General features: G+C 46.6%; 16 protein-coding genes and 1 pseudogene. 13 read left to right on the top strand and 4 right to left on the bottom strand.

What is annotated here, in order from left to right; all coding sequences use genetic code 11:
• Positions 1–16 precede the first annotated feature (16 nt).
• The 3 genes from AC2T0J_RS23290 to AC2T0J_RS23280 form a co-directional block, all read right to left on the bottom strand.
• Positions 17–3151 (bottom strand): TonB-dependent receptor, encoded by a 3135-nt coding sequence (locus tag AC2T0J_RS23290; RefSeq protein WP_489808088.1) that lies wholly within the window; start codon positions 3149–3151, stop codon positions 17–19.
• Positions 3152–3234: 83 nt separating this feature from the next.
• Positions 3235–4278 carry a FecR family protein gene (locus tag AC2T0J_RS23285; RefSeq protein WP_489808087.1) on the bottom strand — a complete coding sequence of 348 codons (1044 nt, stop codon included), beginning with the start codon at positions 4276–4278 and terminating at the stop codon, positions 3235–3237.
• Positions 4271–4834, bottom strand: a complete 564-nt coding sequence (locus tag AC2T0J_RS23280) for an RNA polymerase sigma factor (RefSeq protein WP_489808086.1) — start codon at positions 4832–4834, stop codon at positions 4271–4273. The genes AC2T0J_RS23285 and AC2T0J_RS23280 overlap by 8 nt, the downstream gene beginning before the upstream one ends.
• A 385-nt stretch (positions 4835–5219) precedes the next feature.
• Between AC2T0J_RS23280 and AC2T0J_RS23275 the strand changes: the two genes are divergently transcribed.
• The 10 genes from AC2T0J_RS23275 (at position 5220) to AC2T0J_RS23230 (ending at position 14140) form a co-directional block, all read left to right on the top strand.
• A complete protein-coding gene (locus AC2T0J_RS23275) occupies positions 5220–6635 on the top strand; it encodes a methyl-accepting chemotaxis protein (RefSeq protein ID WP_489808085.1) in 1416 nt (471 codons plus the stop codon).
• Positions 6636–6770: 135 nt separating this feature from the next.
• Positions 6771–7310, top strand: a complete 540-nt coding sequence (locus AC2T0J_RS23270; protein WP_489808084.1) for an HvfA family oxazolone/thioamide-modified RiPP metallophore — start codon at positions 6771–6773, stop codon at positions 7308–7310.
• 23 nt (positions 7311–7333) lie between these two features.
• The gene (locus tag AC2T0J_RS23265; RefSeq protein ID WP_489808083.1) at positions 7334–8173 is read left to right on the top strand and encodes an HvfB family MNIO-type RiPP peptide maturase; all 840 of its coding nucleotides are present in this window, start codon (positions 7334–7336) and stop codon (positions 8171–8173) included.
• Positions 8173–8922, top strand: coding sequence for an HvfC family RiPP maturation protein (locus AC2T0J_RS23260; RefSeq protein ID WP_489808082.1), 750 nt, complete (start codon positions 8173–8175; stop codon positions 8920–8922). The genes AC2T0J_RS23265 and AC2T0J_RS23260 overlap by 1 nt, the downstream gene beginning before the upstream one ends.
• A gap of 112 nt (positions 8923–9034) precedes the next feature.
• Positions 9035–9160, top strand: coding sequence for a hypothetical protein (locus tag AC2T0J_RS23255; RefSeq protein ID WP_276309509.1), 126 nt, complete (start codon positions 9035–9037; stop codon positions 9158–9160).
• A gap of 33 nt (positions 9161–9193) precedes the next feature.
• Positions 9194–9730, top strand: coding sequence for an adenine phosphoribosyltransferase (gene apt, locus AC2T0J_RS23250; RefSeq protein ID WP_489808081.1), 537 nt, complete (start codon positions 9194–9196; stop codon positions 9728–9730).
• A gap of 12 nt (positions 9731–9742) precedes the next feature.
• On the top strand, positions 9743–12151 hold the full coding sequence (gene dnaX, locus AC2T0J_RS23245) for a DNA polymerase III subunit gamma/tau (RefSeq protein WP_489808080.1): 2409 nt from the start codon (positions 9743–9745) through the stop codon (positions 12149–12151).
• A gap of 48 nt (positions 12152–12199) precedes the next feature.
• Entirely contained in the window at positions 12200–12526 is a 327-nt protein-coding gene (locus tag AC2T0J_RS23240) for a YbaB/EbfC family nucleoid-associated protein (RefSeq protein ID WP_279318504.1), read from the top strand.
• Between the two features lie 502 nt (positions 12527–13028).
• A complete protein-coding gene (locus tag AC2T0J_RS23235; protein WP_489808079.1) occupies positions 13029–13487 on the top strand; it encodes a hypothetical protein in 459 nt (152 codons plus the stop codon).
• 86 nt (positions 13488–13573) lie between these two features.
• Positions 13574–14140, top strand: coding sequence for a YecA family protein (locus AC2T0J_RS23230; RefSeq protein ID WP_489808078.1), 567 nt, complete (start codon positions 13574–13576; stop codon positions 14138–14140).
• 335 nt (positions 14141–14475) lie between these two features.
• Here AC2T0J_RS23230 and AC2T0J_RS23225 read toward each other — a convergent pair.
• A pseudogene (locus tag AC2T0J_RS23225) lies at positions 14476–14538 on the bottom strand (hypothetical protein); the annotation flags it as partial.
• A gap of 369 nt (positions 14539–14907) precedes the next feature.
• Between AC2T0J_RS23225 and recR the strand changes: the two are divergent.
• The 3 genes from recR to adk all read left to right on the top strand — a co-directional run bounded on the left by recR (position 14908) and on the right by adk (position 18638).
• The gene (gene recR, locus AC2T0J_RS23220) at positions 14908–15507 is read left to right on the top strand and encodes a recombination mediator RecR (protein WP_489808077.1); all 600 of its coding nucleotides are present in this window, start codon (positions 14908–14910) and stop codon (positions 15505–15507) included.
• Between the two features lie 151 nt (positions 15508–15658).
• On the top strand, positions 15659–17581 hold the full coding sequence (htpG, locus tag AC2T0J_RS23215) for a molecular chaperone HtpG (RefSeq protein WP_489808076.1): 1923 nt from the start codon (positions 15659–15661) through the stop codon (positions 17579–17581).
• 412 nt (positions 17582–17993) lie between these two features.
• Entirely contained in the window at positions 17994–18638 is a 645-nt protein-coding gene (adk, locus tag AC2T0J_RS23210; RefSeq protein ID WP_489808075.1) for an adenylate kinase, read from the top strand.
• The last annotated feature ends 81 nt before the right edge of the window (positions 18639–18719 follow it).

Raw genomic sequence — 18719 nt, 5'->3', positions numbered from 1 at the left:
GTTGAAATGTACTGATTTAGAAACGTTTGGAGAGAGTTACGTACAAATAGCGGCCACCGGACAAGTGAAGCGAACTTTCATAACCAAAGGTACCGCTGCTGAAAGGTGGATCTTTATCTTCCAGGTTACGTACCCCTGCGGTAATTTTTGTTTTATTTAACAGTCCTTGGGCGCTGCTATCAAAGCGATAATTAACAAATGCGTCTATGGTTGACCAACTGTCGATGGTGTAATAAACAGTATCACCGTCATCTCCGGTGTAGTACAAACCAGTATCAACGACTGAGCTGATATATTTATACTTCACTCCGGCACCCCAGGACGCAAGCTGCCATTTTATACCAGCAGTCCCACGCCACTCAGGGTGACCTCCCTGGCGAATCAGGCTGCCGTCACTACCCCACAGCTCAACTTGTTCGCCGTTGTATAATAGCGCTTCATTGCCATTATCCTGAGCTTCGGTAACCAGTTGTGACATCCAGTCTACCCCTTGATCAAACTTACGTAAGTTAGAGGCATCAACATCAAAGGTAAACTTACCAATACTGGTGTCCAGGTTATAAGTAGCACTGTAGTCAATACCGGCTATCTGCCGCGGTAACAGGTTAGTGTAGTCATTCGCTACGTAGAGAATTTCACCGCTGTCATCGCGAACGACATTTTCATTGTAAGAACCTTCAGCACGTAATAAGGCATCATACAAAATTTGTGTTTGGCTACTCTGAATACCAACAATATCAGTTTGATCAATTCGCCAGTAATCGACAGTCAGTACCAAACTATCTAGAGGTGTGAGGACTAAGCCAATAGATTTATTCGTACTTTTTTCTGGTTTTAAGCTTTCACTGCCATTACGTAATTCCAGGGTACCTTGTCTAACACCAAAAACAGGATCGGAGCGTGTATTAGAGCGCGCTACGTCAACAGCATTAATCTGAGGCAGGCCAGGCGCCTTAAAGCCTTTTGAATAGGCAGCGCGCACTTTAACTAGCGGATTGACCTGCCATGAAAGCGCTACTTTAGGCTTTAGAACATCCCCAACATCCGAAAATTTTTCGTAACGGGCAGCCAGTTGCATATCGAGTCGCTCAACCATCGGTAGATCAGCCAGTAGTGGTACGGCAAATTCCGCATAGGCTGAGAAGACATTACGACTCCCCATCGAATCTGGGGTGGGGCTACTGCCTAATACCCGGCTCGCCAGCTCGTTTTCTTCACCTGTAACGTAATCAACAAAGTTATCGGTACCGTTGAGCAAATCACTACGCTTGTCGAAAAAACTCTCGTAGCGATACTCTACACCCGTTGCAAAGCCGACATCGCCAGCTGGCAGCGAGAATAATGCAGCGTTAGACAGTTTAAAATCCCACAGGGCCAGCTCGGTTTCTGATTCACGTTCAATGTTCACCATAAAGCTGTCGATAACCGACTGACTGTTAACCGTATCATCACCGATTGATGGTGTGCTCAGATTGCCACCGCTAAAAATATTATAAGCCGTGGCCTGATCGGTACTATTCACCGCTTGCTGGAACAATGTGGTATCAACCCGGTTAGCTTTATCCAGGGTGTTTGCTTTAGAGTAGAGCAGGGCACTGTCCCAATCCCAGTCACCAAAATAGCCGCGCAGGCCACCGAGCAGACGGTAAGAATAATCCTTTACGTTAATTTTGCGTAAACCAGAGTCAATGGGGCGATAGCGACGCATCGTTAAATCTTCATTGAAGGGGTTATAAAACGCATCGGCTGCAATATTAAAGCGTTGAGCGGTTAAATTGCCGCTTTGTTCGCGAACACGGTCAGCTTCGGCCTGGTAATAGAGTGCTTCCCCGTATAATTCCAGCTCAGGTGATAAGGCATGTGTTACCAGCGTATAAAAGTTATAACGGCTAACTGCTGAGCTTAATGAACGTTGGGAATTAGAGTCAAAGCGTAAATCCCGGGAGTTACTTCCCGCATCTGCACAGATGTCACCTTCTAAGTCAATTACACAACCACTGTCGGTGCCTGGTTGCAGGTGAAAGGTGCCAAGCGAGCCAGAACTAAACTCACCCCAGGGAGTGGACGTTGTACGGCCATCCAGTTGGGTGTCACCGATAAAACCTTCGGGCACTGCGTGGAAATTACGATTATCGGAGCTTGCCGCATAATCACGCTCTGATGTCATCAGCATATCGCGATCATAAATTGAAGCGCTTAGGGTAACATGGGTTTTATCGTCATTCAGAAACCAACCGCCAGAACCAGAAATGTTAATAATGTCGCGGTCAGTGCCGTCAGTCACGCCATATTGGGCGTTAATTACGCCGCCATCGTTTTCATCTTTCAAGACGTAATTGATTACGCCGGCAATAGCATCGGTGCCGTAAATAGCTGCGGCACCATCGCGTAAAACCTCAACGCGTTTCAACCCGCTAACCGGCAGCGTATTTGAGTTTACAGTGGTCACCGGCACTAAGTCTTCTGCCTGAGTTCCTGGGTGGAGTACCAAGCGGCGGCCATTTAATAAAGTGAGGGAATAACCAGTACCTAGGCCACGTAAGTTAATAGATGAAACGTCACCACGGGCATCATTTACACCACCAACAACCCGTTCACTGTTAAAGCTTACCGCACCTTGTTGGGGCAGCTCTGCCAGAAGTTCTGCGCCGCTGGTAATACCGATATCCTCAAAATCTTCCGCAGACATGACTGTAACCGGCAGAGTGCCGCGATCCTGTTGACCCCGAATGTTTGAACCTACTACCTGAATTTTTTCGATAGACGCTTCTTTGTCTGTTACCGCTTTAGAGCTATCCGCCGCGCCAGTATTAGCGGCCCCTGGCTTTTTTACAGATGGCTTTACAATAAAGGTCTTCTCGTCCTGCTTGATCAGGCTGAGTCCTGTGCCACTAATCAGTGCTTCTATTGCATCCTCTACGGTAGATGTTTGCTTTAGCGCAACACTGGTTGTATTTGGTAAATCTTGTGGCGCAAACAGAATTTGAACCTTATTTTCTTCCGCTAATTCAAGCAATGCCTGCTGCAGGGGTTGGGCCGGCACATCAATGGATGTCACTTCTGTTTCCTGAGCCAGGGCAACCTGCCCGCCCATAGCCAGCGACAAGCTGAGTGTTAGAAGACTGAGTGTGAATCGTCTTTTGCGCATCATATATTTTTACCTTTCTATTTTATTATCTGGATGTATTTCCCATAGAGGTATACGCAGACGATTTTAAATCCCTCCTAAAAAGTTCAGCTTTTTTTCAGTTCAATGACGACTCGCTGTGATTCATGGCTTACCCGGATAGGTAAAACATGTTCCATGGCTTCAAATATCCTGGTGTGGTTATCCAGTGAATAGACGCCACTAATACGTAGCCGTTTAACGTCGTCGTCTAAAAGGATGATGTGCTTGGATTGATAACGGTTTAACTCTGAAACCACCGCTTCTAATGGCTCGTTGTCAAAACGGAAAAGACCAAAACGCCAGCTTTGCAGGCGGTCGATCTTTTCTTTTTGGTCGGTTGAAACAATCTGACCAGCACCTGAAAACGCGCCGATAGTTCCGGCTGATAAAAGGGTATCATCAGGTTTATGTTCAAACCCATGATGTTGGCTCTTTGACTTATGTACGGCGACCAAACCTTCTTTTACAGCTATTTGTAGCGACTGTGCGTTTTTACGCACATTAAATTGTGTACCGATAACACGAATGCTACGTTCGCCGGTGTCGATGATAAATACCTTAGATGGATCTTTTGCAACGGCAAAAAAAGCTTCTCCTCGCACCAGAGCGACTTTGCGCACGGTACCGCTAAAATCAAAAGCAATCTCCGTATCAGTATTTAGTGTTACTTTAGAGCCATCGGGCAGGGTAATATCTCTCACTTCGCCAACTTCGGTGACATAACTGTTCACGCTTGCATTAACTGGTTTGGGGATATGTGATGCTTTATTTGCCGCAACCTCATGAGTAGCCTGGTGCTGTTCCATTATTACCGGTTCTGGTAGCATGGTTAACAAGCCAACCATTAGTGCAATAATCACTGTGGCGGCAATACCTAATGCAACTTTATATCCGCGTACCTGTTGGCTATCATCCGTCGTTGCGTATAACTCTCGACTGCTGTCCCAGATTGCAATCATGTTGTCGAACTCACGTTGATGCTCCGGGGCTTCGGCACACCAGGCCAGTATTTGATTTTCTTCTTTCGCGCTTAAATCACCGGAATACAGACGAGCTACATATTTAGCCGCCTGTTGCTGAACTTGTTCTTGCACGTTATTTTTATCCATGCTCGCCTACTCCTTTCCTGACGGCTAACAATGCTTTGGCAATATATTTTTCTACGGTACTAACGGAAACACCTAAAATATCACTGATCTCACGGTAACTTTTACCATCTACCCGACTTAGCAGAAATGCTTGTTTGTAGGGGAGCTTCAATTCGTTCAATATTTCCTGAATCCGACGTAATCGATACTTACCTTCAAGTTCTCGTTCAGGCGAATACAAACTCGTTAAGATCGTGACGTCCTGCTCTCCTATGTGTTGCTGGCGTTGACGTACATCATCCCGGCGTTTTTTATCAATCAACAGGTTAACTGCAATCTGAAAAAGGTAATTTCGTACGGTATCGAGTTTGCCTTCCAATACCTTGTCTAGATCGTCAACCTTTAACAGCCGTTCACTAACCAACTGCATGACATCTTCACAGTCTTCATGGGGCAGATTTGAGCGCACGCGAATAAAACGCCGTAGTGCGCTGCCATGCTCATCCAGCAAGCTTTCAACCAGGGCTCCATTCTCGTTTTCTGGTCTGGCATTCTTTTTGAGGTAAATAACTTTCAATTCTTTTCACTCGAGGTGGATTCTTCACCCTACTATACGCATGGCAAATAAATATCCTCACCGTTATTTGAAAATAAAATACACTGCTGTGTATGAAGCTTTTGTAAAGTCACAATATAACAGGATGTTAGAGATTTTACGCGAGCTGTTGATACTTTAGGTCATTTATCTAATACTTTTGTCTATATTTACGGTAACTTACAAAAACATAAGCTATAGTTGTTAAAGGTTTGTAATCACATTAATAAAGAAGTTGCTTACCGTGAAATTAATTATAAGTCAGCTGGTTATTATCTGTATTGCTAGTGTGGTGCTCGGTATTTTTCAATTATCCTGGGGCGGAATATCATTTACCATTGGGATAGTCTCTTGCGTGTTTACATACATGGCAAGAAATCAAATAAAGCCTGCTGAGCAGGTTAGTTCCAGCTCAGAGCATTACTACCAAAAAGGTGAAAAAATAAGCCAATCGGCAAGCCGTATTGCTATCGGCGGGGCAAGTGTTTCGCATTTTTTAGACAAGTTAACCTCAATGTTTAATCAGCAGGTCGACAGCATTAAGGAGATTGCTCTGCGCATCGAAAATATAGAGTCCGGCAACCAGCAGCTCGTAGAACATGCCGTGATGGCGGAAAATAAGATACAGACTTCAGACGAAATGACCCAGCGCAGTCGCCAGTTGCTTAATAATCTTCTTGAGCAGCAAGCTACCTTGATTAGTCAGATTAATGACTCTAAGGCCATGTTACAGACTCTTCGGAGTAGTGCAGAATCCATAGGAAGCATTACCACTACCATTAATCAGCTCGCCGACCAGACCAATATGCTTGCGCTTAACGCCGCTATAGAAGCCGCTCGTGCAGGGGAGCAGGGACGTGGCTTTGCAGTTGTGGCAGATGAAGTTAGGGATTTGGCTAAGAAAACGACTGATGCGACTCAGGGTATTGATGAAGTGTTGAGTGAAATCAATCAGTGTAGCCAGAATTCTGTCATGGCCATCGAAAAGGTGGCTAATGCAGGTGACGAAATGAGCCAGATGATCACAGAGTCATCTGATTTAATTAAAGCCGCTAGTGAAGCATCAAGCGCAGCTGCAAACTCGATGACGGAGATGAAAAGTACTATTGATGAACATGGTGAGGCAAATCGCGGTATCAGTGCCAACGCAATGCAATTACATGAAAATACCCGTCACCTGGAAGCAGAATTGGGCGAAGTTTCGGAGAAGGTACTGGCGTTGAGCCACCAGACCGAAGATATTTTTCGCCAGTTGCAAATGTTCGATTTACATAACCGTAATGCCAGGGTGCAGCGTATTGCCCAGGAAACTGCCCAGCGAATCGGCAAACTGTTTGAACAGGCCATCGAGCAGGGCCGGCTGTCACAGCAAGCGCTATTTGATTTCAACTACCAGCCGGTGCCCAACACCAATCCGCAGAAGTTTACTACCGGGTTTGATAAATTCACCGATGCGGAACTCCCGTTACTGCAAGAGCCTATATTAGAACAAAATGACTTTATAATTTATGCTGGAGCCGTGGATGTGAATGGGTACTTTCCGACCCACAATAAAAAGTTTAGTCATAAAATGACAGGCAATTATGAAACAGACCTTGCTAAGAGTCGCACCAAACGTATCTTTAATGATTACACCGGTTCACGTTGTGGCAGTAATACGGAGAGTTTCCTATTGCAAACTTATAAGCGGGATACCGGCGAGGTTATGCATGATCTGTCCGCCCCCATTTTTGTCAACAATAGGCACTGGGGGGGATTTAGGATTGGCTATAAAGCAGACTGATAGGTAATTGTGTGAGTAATGAAGACCACTAACGATGTATAAGTGGTTTTTTTTTAGATAAACGAAATAAAATTTTATAACCCCCGGTCTATAGTGAAAGCGAAAACAATTATTTGACCCGATAGGAACAAGACAATGAAACAAGTAAACAAAAATGGTATTGCAAGCGCCTTGGGGGCAGTGGTTTTAACCTCCATGTCCACTATGGCGATGGCTGATACGGCTAATCCGTTTGGCGCACAACAGTTGGAGTCTGGCTACATGCAGTTTGCGCCTGAAGGCAAGTGTGGTGAAGGCAAATGCGGCGAAAGCAAAAAAGCCAACAAAGAAGGTAAGTGTGGCGAAGGCAAGTGCGGTGCCGATAAAAAAACCAATAAAGAAGGTAAATGTGGCGAAGGCAAGTGCGGTGCCGATAAAAAAGCCAATAAAGAAGGTAAATGTGGCGAAGGCAAGTGCGGTGCCGACAAAAAAGCCAACAAAGAAGGTAAGTGTGGCGAAGGCAAGTGCGGTGCCGACAAAAAAGCCAACAAAGAAGGTAAATGTGGTGAAGGCAAGTGCGGTGTCGACAAAAAAGCCAACAAAGAAGGTAAATGTGGTGAAGGCAAGTGCGGTGCCGACAAAAAAGCCAAAAAAGAAGGTAAATGTGGTGAAGGCAAGTGCGGTGGTGCAGCTTAAGCCAGTAATCACAGGAGCAGTTCATGCCCTTTAAGTTACAGGGGGCCGGCCTCGGCTTACGCAGGGAAATGTTGGATGATGTTATGCCTGACCTTCCCGGAAACGTTGATTTCTGGGAGGTTGCACCTGAAAACTGGATCCCTCTGGGGGGCAAGTTCCGCGAGGATTTCAATCATTGCCTAGAGCAGGCTGTGTTTACTACTCATGGATTATCCTTATCTATTGGTGGTCCGGATCCACTGGATCATCGGTTTTTGCATGAACTTAAACACTTTCTCGATCGCTATAATATTGAGCTGTATAGCGAGCATTTAAGTTATTGCTCCGCCGACGGGCATTTATATGATCTGATGCCAGTTCCGTTTACTGAAGAAGCGGTAAGCTATATCGCTGAGCGGGTGAAAGTCGTCCAGGACATTCTTGAACGCCCCTTGGTACTGGAGAACGTGTCTTATTATATCGCGCCGAACCTGCAACTTTCTGAGCTAGAGTTTATTAATGCGGTGCTGTCTGAAGCTAACTGTAAAATGTTACTCGACGTCAATAACGTGTATGTGAATTCGATAAATCACCGGTATGATCCCTATACGTTTATTGATGGCCTGCCGTCGGAGCGAATAATTTATGGGCACATTGCCGGACATTATGAAGAAGCGGAAGATCTCCGGGTCGATACCCACGGTAGTGATGTAATTGAACCAGTCTGGGATTTACTGGCTTACAGTTACCGAAAGCACCATGTGTTTCCTACCTTACTGGAACGTGATTTTAACATCCCGGCGCTAGAAGTATTGCTTGATGAGGTACAACGCATCAAACAGATCCAGCAAGCGGTTACCGCAGAGCAGCAGGGTGTAGCCTGATGACACTACTGGTGCAATTACAATCTTTTGCTAATAGCATTCGGGCGCCACATAATTCGACCTGCGAGTCGGCTGATACTCAGCGCAGAATGGATATTTATCGCTCTTTGTTTTTCAACAATGTAGCTGGCTTCATCCAAAACGGATTTCCGGTGCTACACAGCTTGTATAGTGAAGAGCACTGGCAGGCGTTAATTCGACGCTTTTTTATCGAACATCAGTGTTCGTCTCCTTATTTTATCCATATCAGTAAAGAGTTCGTTGAATACCTGAGTAATGAATACCAGCCGCTTAAAAGCGATCCGCCCTTTATGGCGGAGCTCGCGCATTATGAATGGCTTGAGCTGGCACTGTCTGTCAGGGAAACTGAACAACCTATATCGTTATGGCGCCAGAATGGCTTGCCTTCGCAGCTAACCCTCTCACCATTGACTGAGCTGGCTGCTTATCACTATCCGGTTCATCAGATTTGCGCCGATTTCAGGCCCGAATCTGCCGATTCGTTGTATTACTACCTGCTCTATCGTGACGAGCAGCATCAGGTGCAATTTCAGCATATTACGGCACTGTCTGCACTGGCAATACAATTACTCAGTAATGAGGCCCATAGTTTTGACTCGTTGGTGGCAGCCATCCACCAACAGGCCCTACAGTTTTCTGTTGAGACACTGCATCAGGGGCTGAAACCGTTGCTGACCCAGTGGTTATCCTGTGGCGCTGTTATCCCGGCGGATCCTAACGGTATATAGATAAAATGAATGTCCGGTTTTTCATTGGGCGTCATATTTGCACTGTCAATTCAGACCGCTTTCGATTACCATTTACCCCCCTTTTTTAGCTTAATTAAATTTGAGAATTTTCATGGCTGGTAACGAAGATTTTAAAGAAGTGTTTAACTGGTGGTATTTTCTGGCAATTGTGGTGGCGTTAGTAGCGTTTCCATTGCTCCCTACGCTAGCAGGTATATTTACCTACCTGATCAAATAAATTCATGCTCAAAAATAATTATAAAGGACAGGCATGAGTGCAGATTATATAAAATCAGTTGTAAAAACAGTGCCGGACTACCCTAAGCCCGGCATTGAGTTTCGTGATGTTACAAGCGTATTAGAAGATTATGAGGCATTTAGCCAGTGTATCTCTATGTTGCTGGACAAATACCGACCTTATGGATTTAATAAAGTGGCTGGCACCGAAGCCCGCGGCTTTTTATTTGGCGCTCCTTTGGCGCTGGAGCTGGGAGTAGGTTTTATTCCCGTACGCAAACCTAACAAACTGCCCCGCGACGTACTGAGCGAAAGCTATGAACTCGAATACGGCAAAGACACCCTGGAAATCCACCGGGATGCCATTAATCCTGGCGATAAGGTGCTTTTAATCGATGATCTGTTAGCTACTGGCGGCACTATTTCAGCTACGGCTAAGCTTATTCGCAACCTCGGTGGTGTGGTAGAGCATGCTGGTTTCGTGATTGGTTTGCCCGCACTACACGGCTATGAGAAGCTTAAAGCGCTTGAACTCGAACCTTATTGTATTTGTGAATTTGATGGCGAATAGGGACAACTAACGGTGGCATATCAGGTACTGGCAAGAAAATGGCGGCCGGGCAGATTTGCTGAACTGGTTGGACAGGAGCACGTAGTTGCGGCGATCACCAATGCGCTGGATAACGATCGCTTGCATCATGCTTACTTATTCACGGGAACGCGAGGGGTAGGTAAAACTACAATCGCGCGTATTTTCTCGAAAAGTCTTAACTGCGAGCAGGGACAAAGTGCCAATCCTTGCGGGCAGTGTAGTACCTGTGTCGAAATCGAGCAGGGCAATTATGTTGATTTGCTTGAAATCGATGCGGCTTCCCGCACCAAGGTTGAAGACACCCGCGAGCTGCTGGACAACGTCCAGTACAGGCCAACCCGCGGGCGCTACAAGGTTTATCTGATAGACGAAGTGCATATGCTGTCCAAGCACAGTTTTAATGCCTTGCTGAAAACCCTGGAAGAGCCACCGCCTCACGTTAAGTTTTTGCTGGCCACCACGGATCCGCAAAAATTACCCATCACGATTTTGTCCCGTTGTCTGCAGTTTAATCTCAAGGCATTGTCCCGGGATCAGATTGGTCAGCAATTAAAGCATATTTTGCAACAGGAACAGCTCGCCTTTGAAGAATCGGCGCTGGGATTATTGGCTAAAGCCGCCCAGGGCAGTATGCGTGATGCACTGAGCCTTACGGATCAAGCTATTGCACAGGGTAATAATCAGGTTTCAAGTGCGGTAGTCACCGATATGCTGGGGCTGATGGATCGTCAACAACTGCTGAAAATCCTGTTTGCGATTGGTCAACAGGATGCCGCCGAAGTTCTTCATCAGGCCGCAGAAATTGACGTGCTCGCCCCTGATTACAGTATTGTACTGGCTGAGCTGGCCAGTTTGCTGCATCAGATAGCACTTACTCAGTGGGTACCAGAAGCGTGTAAGCTCGAAACCAACACCGCCAAAGCGATTTATCAGCTGGCCCGGCATTTTGCTCCGGAGCAAGTCCAGTTGCTGTACCAGATTGCTTTGCAGGGCCGTAAAGATTTACCCTTTGCCAACGATGCGCGCAGTGCTTTTGAAATGACTTTACTGCGCATGATGACCTTTGCGCCGGCAGAGCCGGTTGGCGAGCGGGAAACCGTTATTCAGCAAGCGCCGGCACCTTCTGTGCCGGATGCCGGTAATCAGGCTGCCACTGCTCCCTCTGCGCCCGTTACGGAAACAGAACAACAGTCTAATCCCGTACCTCAGACAGAAGAACTCAGCGCTGAAGCGTCGGTACAGGATGAGGCCCCCGATGAATTACACCAGCTGGCCAGTGAGGCAGAGCAGTTGATGGATGAAGCTGACGATTTTCGTCAGCAAAGTGACACTTTAACACAGTCGTCACAACCACCGGATTACGATGAGCCGCCGCAGGATTACGGCGCTTACCAGCAGTACGACAATAATCTACCGAATGAAGATATGCCGCCGCCAGCAGACTACCCACCAGCCTTTGATGGACCGGCGGATCCTCAGCCAGCAGCGGCCGCACAGGACGAACAGGCTCCGGTGTCGAATACCGCTGCCATGCTGGCGTTGCGTCAACGACTCAAACAGCAGGCGGCGGAGGACAAAGCTGACGCTGCAAAAAAGCCAGCAACGACTAGCCGGGAGTTTAGACCCTCGCTGGCAGCTAAGGCCGCACTGAGCGATGAATCACAACCTCAGAATGAGGCAACTGAAGCAGCTCAACCATCGTCGAATAACGCCAATGTAGCGCCTGAGGATGAGCCTTATCGCCATCAGGAAGAGGAGGCAGACTCGCCTCCGCCCTGGGTGTTAGAAAATAGTCAGGGTATGGTTGATGAGCCAGGTCACAATGCTGAGCCGGTAAATGAAGCTCAGATTAGCAATACCAACGTTGATACCCGATTTGAGCGAACCGATAGCAATAATATCCCGTTGCAACCTGCGGCAGAAGCGCCGGCAACCTTCGATCCAAATCAGGCTGCCAACGTGTCGTTTGACACGTACAGTAATTTACCTGCTTATCTTGAAAACGGCGACAAACTGCTCGCTGCCAGTCAAATCGACAAGTGGAGCGCTCTGATTGAGGCAATGCCTATTGCGGGATTACTCAAACAGGTTGCTTTGCACTCATTGTTTGAGCGCACTGAAGATAAGGTAGTGCTAAGACTCGATCCGGCGCAGGAGCACCTGGTTAACGAAACTACCGCTTCACAGTTGTCGACTGCCATGTCAGAAGTGCTACAATCGCCGGTAACTGTGCAGTTAGAGTTTGCAGAGGTCAGTGATACACCTTTTCAGATTCAACAGCAAATTAATGCAATGCGACAACGACATGCTCGACAAGTTATTCAGTCTGATGATGTCATCCGCTCTGTGGTGGGGGCGTTCAATGCTGAAGTACTGGAAGACAGTATTCAGCCTCGCTGAGTAGCGGTGTCGCAACTTATCAATTTTTTCTATTAGAGAGATACTATTATGTTCAAAGGCGGAATGGGCAACATTATGAAGCAGGCGCAGCAAATGCAGGAGCGCATGCAGAAAACCCAGGAAGAACTGGCCAATCTTGAAGTGGTAGGTGAATCAGGCGCTGGTATGGTAAAAGTCACCATGACCTGTAACCACAATGTACGTCGTGTAGAGATTGATGAGTCATTAATGGAAGACGATAAAGACATGGTGGAAGATCTGGTTGCTGCAGCATTTAACGACGCCGCGCGCCGCGTTGCCGAAACGTCAAAAGAGAGGATGTCAGACGTGACCGGTGGGATGCCACTGCCTCCCGGCTTCAAAATGCCGTTTTAAGCTCTATCCTTTGTATTTTGCCCTCTGGCTGCATCAAAGCTGATGGGGCCAAATAGGGGCCAAAAGGTCTCCAGATACAAAAAAGCTCTATTAATTAATAGAGCTTTTTTTACAACCTTTCTTTAGTTGCATTAATCACAACGCAATCTAACAGTTTTCATAATAGAGCGTAACAAAACCTGATAGTCTGCTGTTGGTTTGTAAAGTGGCCGTTCAGATATGTAATCCGGAACGGCATTAATGAGCGAGCAACGGATACTCGCGTATCACTAAGTAAGGTCGTTTATTTATCCAAATAAGCTGCGTCGCTCCCATATTCAGGAAAACGACCCAATCGCTCGTTTTTCTTCTTTAGCACTTTATCCATATCACTAGTTTTCCTTTATGTAGCAATATGATAGATAGTTTGGTATTAATAATGAAAATACAAAAGTGAGCGATGCGGTGGCAGAAAAACGCGCAAGTTGCGCTATATTAAGTTGTTATATTTCAAAGGAAGCCTATGGATAGCTGGTTTGTAAATCATTCTTTTAAAAAATGGCTCAAAGGCGTGGTTAGTGTTGGCAATACTCTAATTGAGCTTTCCAATAATCGCGCAGATCTAGAGCTGACGAGCACATATGAACATTTCTTCGTTATTGCTGTAGGTAAGTCATTGGAATGGGGGGCTGAACTGGAAGAGTTTGATACTGCAAAATTTCAAACTTATTGCACTTACAAGGAAAACCTACCTGAAGCAAGATTAGTCAGAAATATGAGGGAACATGATGTAGCTTACTTAAAGGGAGAGGGGCGTAGGCAGCAAGAATTTGTTGCAGAGTTAAGTGTTAATAACGGAAATCTTACAGCTTCAGTTGATGGAACCTCTACTATAATTTGTGATGAAGGCTATTTAATTGGCGGACGTCTAAATGTTCAAGATACAGTTGCTCATGCACAGCAAGCGTTAAGTGAAATATAACAAGTCAATTAACTACGCGCCTTCGGCGCCGGACGCAGCAAAGCTGCGCCGGTTATTGAAGCGTTAGAGCCGGAGGGTAGACCTCGGTGAATTATCACATTCCTAAGAAATTGCCTACGAGCTTTTTGGACAAACTCAATCTCGGGCCTGTGATTCAGGTGCCGATTGAACCTATGGCCTCGGGCAGGCGAATATACTGCCTCGATAACGTGAAAAGCTATTTGGCCTCCTACCCAGGCTCGATTCAGTACGGATGGATTTTCTCGGCGCTTGGGTCGGTGATTATTAAGTTGCATGGGCACGTAGTGGTCAAAGATGAAAACGGAGAACTTTTGTGCGTTACCCCTCCCGAAGCCGCACTCGATTATCATAATTTTGTGGCAGACGATTCGGTTGCTGATTTAGTGGTAAATCAACGGTTACCGACCAGAGCAGTTGCGGTGGTTGAAGACAAGGTCGTTTGCAACATGGTTGATTTAGAGAACCGATCTGATCAGGCTCGTTTAAACGGTGACCAACTCGGCCTTGATAAAGTCCATCTCGAGAAGCAGAGGCTCGCGATGGAATTCATTCGGTCCATTAAAAAGCACACAGGCCGAAATGACCCTTGTTACTGCGGGTCTGGTAGAAAAAATAAGCAGTGTTGCCAATGATTGCTCTAACCAGTGCAGGCACGGCGACGCCCATTACATTGCGCCTTCGGCTCCATTCCATGGGCGCGCATGCTGCAAGCGTTGGTATGACTCCCTTTGTCAACCCTGAACGAGTGCTTCCCTAACACTCTTTCAGTCCATAATTAGTTATCTTTTTCACTCAAATAAATGAGCTAACGTACCGGATGAGGCAGTAATGTCGTCGGTTGTTATGGCGAGTGTCGCCCCAGTGGTACTCGTAGGTTACTTATTCGTTGAATAAGCAGAGCTAACCTTACTCAATCCGCCGTGGGCACCTTCTCATCAGTCTATGCTCGTGGATCAGTCACGCTTAAGTACTCACGGCAGACTTCTTTTACCAGTCTGCCGGCTTCCACTTCCTTTAAGATCTTCACGATCTGCGTTGCTGTGTATCGAGATTTTTTTCATCATGAGTTCTCCTTTCTTGGCTCAGTTTACGCCGAAGAACTCTAAAAAGGCATGTTGCTATTTTAGGGGGAGGTTTACAATAACTCAGTGACTTCGGCATTTTGTTGGTTGAACGGCAGCTTTATACACTGCCAATGTAGCACTCTCAGCACACTCGCCTTCACTGATAAGTTTTATAGCGCTAAATACACCGATGTAAATGGTTTACGCTTAAAATCGGGTCTTGTATAGTGTCGTTCGAAATTGGGTTGATGAAATAGCCCAAGAGCAGGGTATTTATTGCCGCTTCATTAAACATCAATGCCTTATCAGGCTTCCATTTGTGTTGTAACACTATTATGAAATACAGTCCTTTACTGGCAGAGTTAATTGATAGCCTGACCTGCTTGCCGGGTGTGGGAAATAAAACGGCCCAACGCATGGCGTTCCAGCTGCTTGAACGTAACCGTGAAGGGGGCAGAACCCTCAGCGCTGCGTTACACAATGCCATGGAGCACATTGGTCATTGCAAACAGTGTCGTAATTTTTCCGAGCATGATTTATGCGAAATCTGCCAGAATCCCCAACGTAGCGACAGTCAGCAGCTATGCGTAGTAGAGAGTCCACAGGACGTGATGGCAATCGAACAAACCATGGCTTACAAAGGGACCTACTTTGTATTAATGGGACATCTGTCGCCCATCGATGGGATTGGTCCTGCTGAAATTGGTCTGGATATTCTCGAAAAACAAATTGCTGAAGGGCAATACGCCGAAGTCATTCTGGCAACCAACCCCACGGTTGAAGGCGAGGCCACTGCTCATTACATCGGTCAGCTGTGTCAGAAGCATAATGTTGCCGCCAGCCGAATTGCGCATGGTGTTCCAATTGGCGGTGAGCTCGAATACATAGACGGCAATACACTCACCCACGCGTTTTCAGGTCGACGGTCACTCTGAGTGGCGTCGAAACCTATTTCAGGAAGCCATGGTATAACCAGCACTTTGCCACCCAAACAACAATTTTTTGTGTTTTACCGTTGAATTTTCTGTCCTGAGACCTCACTTGTCTTGTTGAAAAATAATTAAACTGACTAGGAGACTCTGGTATATGGCTGAAGTGGCCCATCAAGAAACTCATGGCTTTCAAACAGAAGTAAAACAACTTCTGCATTTGATGATCCATTCTCTTTATTCAAACAAGGAAATCTTTTTACGCGAGCTGGTTTCAAACGCAGCTGATGCCGCAGATAAATTACGTTTTAATGCACTGGAAAACGACAGCCTGTACGAAAATGATGGCGATCTGTGCGTAAAGCTGAGCGTGGATAAAGAAGCAGGTACCATTACCATCAGCGATAACGGTATAGGTATGACCCGTGATGATGTGATTGCCAACCTGGGCACCATCGCTAAGTCGGGGACTAAAGACTTTTTTAGCAAACTGTCTGGCGATAAAGCCAAGGACTCACAGTTAATTGGTCAGTTCGGTGTCGGTTTCTACTCGTCATTTATCGTTGCTGATAAGGTGGTCGTTCGTACCCGTGCCGCGGGACAAGCAGCCGACCAGGGCGTCGAGTGGATTTCTGCCGGTGAAGGCGAGTTCACTGTAGGTGATATCGATAAAGCCGATCGCGGTACTGAGATCACATTGTACCTGCGTGAAGACGAAAAAGAGTTTGCCGATGACTGGCGCCTGCGCTCTATTATCAGTAAGTACTCTGATCACATCAGTATTCCGGTACGCATGTGGAAAGCGCCGGTAGATGAGCAGGATGGCCCTGACGGCGAGAAAATCCCTGCCCAGCCGGGTGAATGGGAAACGGTTAACAAAGCCACTGCACTGTGGACTCGCGATAAGTCTGAAATTACCGACGAAGAATACATTGAGTTCTATCGCCATGTTTCCCACGACTTTACCGAGCCAATGAGCTGGGCGCATAACAAAGTAGAAGGTAAAACCGAATACACCAGCTTGTTATATATTCCAAGCAAAGCGCCGTTTGATTTGTGGAATCGTGAGCAAAGCCATGGCCTGAAGCTGTACGTACAGCGCGTGTTCATTATGGATGACGCTGAGCAGTTTATGCCTACGTATCTGCGCTTTGTAAAAGGTCTGCTGGACTCTAACGATTTACCGCTTAACGTTTCCCGTGAAATTCTGCAGGATAACAAGATCACCCAGTCACTGCGTACCGGTTGCACTAAGCGCGTACTGCAAATGCTGGAGCGTATGGCTAAGAATGATGCGGACAAGTATCAGCTGTTCTGGAATGAGTTTGGTAATGTGCTGAAAGAAGGTCCGGCGGAAGACTTCTCTAATAAAGAGAAAGTGGCTGGCTTGTTGCGTTTTGCTTCAACTCATACCGACAGCAGTGACCAAACGGTATCACTGGCTGACTATATCTCTCGCATGAAAGAAGGTCAGGATAAGATTTACTATGTGACTGCCGACAGTTATCAGGCAGCCAAAAACAGTCCTCACCTGGAAATCTTCAGGAAGAAAGGCATTGAAGTACTGTTGATGGGCGAGCGTATCGACGAGTGGTTAATGCAACACCTGACCGAGTTTGATGGTAAGCAACTGAAGTCGATTGCCCGTGGCGACCTGGATTTAGATGATCTGGAAGACGAAGAGAGTAAAAAAGCCCACGAAGAAGCCGAGAAGCAGGTAGAAGGCGTACTTGAGCGTGCTAAAACGGCGCTGGGCGATAAGGTTATTGACGTTAAATTCACTCACCGTTTAACTGACTCACCAGCGGTCATTGTGGCGGACGATAACGGTATGACCACGCAAATGATGAAGCTGATGGAAGCAGCCGGTCAACCGGTACCGGAAGTGAAGTATCACTTTGAACTAAACCCTGAACATCAGTTAGTGAAACTACTGGCAGACGTACAGGACGAAACGGTATTTAAGAGCTGGACAGAAGTGCTGTTCGATCAGGCAGCACTGTCTGAGCAGGGTAGCCTTAAAGATCCGGCGTCTTTCGTACGCAACCTGAATGGCTTACTGATGAGTCTGTCGAAGTAAGTTATCAGGTAAGCACTGAACACAACGGGCAGGTTATAACCTGCCCGTTTTTTTGGGCTAACCTGAAAGAGTGTCGACAACATCAACCCGGCAATCGGCGAAGTTTTCGCGGTATAAATTATCAGCGTGGTTTATATTGGTAGTTTTTCAGGTTAATAATGCAATGGATAGCATGCAGGAATGCTTAATACTTGAAGGCGCTTACTGGTTCCTGGGAACGCTGGTATTTCTTAGAGTTAAAGCAAAAAATGGCATTGCTGTTAAGGATTTGTGTCGACATTGTTCAATAGCTTAATTTACATACGCTATTAGTCGTAAGACAGCAGACAAGACCGGCTGAGTACTTGTCACGTCGAATGGTAGTGTGTAAAGTGCCTCACAGTTATGAAATAAATAAGCGGAGAGCGCAAATATGCGAATTATACTTCTCGGTGCACCGGGAGCCGGTAAGGGTACACAAGCGCAGTTTTTGATGGGCAAATATGGTATCCCGCAAATTTCTACAGGTGACATGCTTCGTAGTGCGATTAAGGCTGGTACAGAACTGGGCTTAGCGGCAAAGAAAGTCATGGACGAAGGGAAATTAGTGTCCGACGATATCATTATTGGCCTGGTAAAAGAGCGCATTGCTCAGGAAGACTGTAAAGACGGTTTCCTGCTCGATGGTTTCCCACGCACCATCCCTCAGGCAGATGCCATGAAGGAAGCGGGTGTGGCAGTTGACCATGTTATCGAATTTGATGTGCCGGATGACGTTATCGTCGATCGGATGGGCGGCCGTCGTGTTCACCCTGCGTCAGGTCGTGTTTACCACGTTGTCTACAATCCGCCAAAAGAGGAAGGTAAAGACGACGTGACCGGCGAAGAGTTGATCATTCGTGATGATGACAAAGAAGAAACCGTACGCGCCCGTTTAGGTATCTACCATGAGCAGACTCAGCCTCTGGTGGATTACTACAGTGCTGAAGCCGAAGCGGGTAACTGTGCCTACCATAAGCTGGATGGTACAAAACCGGTTGAGACGGTTAGTCAGCAATTAGGCGAATTGCTGGGTTAAACTTGCTACCATTACTCTTTAAAAGCCGCTGAATAACAGCGGCTTTTTTGTCTCTGGCGAAGTCTTGCCGCAAACAGTGCT

This window comes from Alteromonas sp. ISO5 (assembly GCF_058105165.1).
This window is presented reverse-complemented; position numbering and strand designations above follow the sequence as displayed.

Excerpts from the sequence above, each read along its gene's own strand:
- AC2T0J_RS23290 (WP_489808088.1), bottom strand. The coding sequence starts at position 3,151 with ATGATGCGCAAAAGACGATTCACACTCAGTCTTCTAACACTCAGCTTG.
- AC2T0J_RS23285 (WP_489808087.1), bottom strand. The coding sequence starts at position 4,278 with ATGGATAAAAATAACGTGCAAGAACAAGTTCAGCAACAGGCGGCTAAA.
- AC2T0J_RS23275 (WP_489808085.1), top strand. The coding sequence starts at position 5,220 with ATGGCAAGAAATCAAATAAAGCCTGCTGAGCAGGTTAGTTCCAGCTCA.
- AC2T0J_RS23270 (WP_489808084.1), top strand. The coding sequence starts at position 6,771 with ATGAAACAAGTAAACAAAAATGGTATTGCAAGCGCCTTGGGGGCAGTG.
- AC2T0J_RS23265 (WP_489808083.1), top strand. The coding sequence starts at position 7,334 with ATGCCCTTTAAGTTACAGGGGGCCGGCCTCGGCTTACGCAGGGAAATG.
- AC2T0J_RS23260 (WP_489808082.1), top strand. The coding sequence starts at position 8,173 with ATGACACTACTGGTGCAATTACAATCTTTTGCTAATAGCATTCGGGCG.
- AC2T0J_RS23255 (WP_276309509.1), top strand. The coding sequence starts at position 9,035 with ATGGCTGGTAACGAAGATTTTAAAGAAGTGTTTAACTGGTGGTATTTT.
- apt (WP_489808081.1), top strand. The coding sequence starts at position 9,194 with ATGAGTGCAGATTATATAAAATCAGTTGTAAAAACAGTGCCGGACTAC.
- AC2T0J_RS23240 (WP_279318504.1), top strand. The coding sequence starts at position 12,200 with ATGTTCAAAGGCGGAATGGGCAACATTATGAAGCAGGCGCAGCAAATG.
- AC2T0J_RS23235 (WP_489808079.1), top strand. The coding sequence starts at position 13,029 with ATGGATAGCTGGTTTGTAAATCATTCTTTTAAAAAATGGCTCAAAGGC.
- recR (WP_489808077.1), top strand. The coding sequence starts at position 14,908 with ATGAAATACAGTCCTTTACTGGCAGAGTTAATTGATAGCCTGACCTGC.
- htpG (WP_489808076.1), top strand. The coding sequence starts at position 15,659 with ATGGCTGAAGTGGCCCATCAAGAAACTCATGGCTTTCAAACAGAAGTA.
- adk (WP_489808075.1), top strand. The coding sequence starts at position 17,994 with ATGCGAATTATACTTCTCGGTGCACCGGGAGCCGGTAAGGGTACACAA.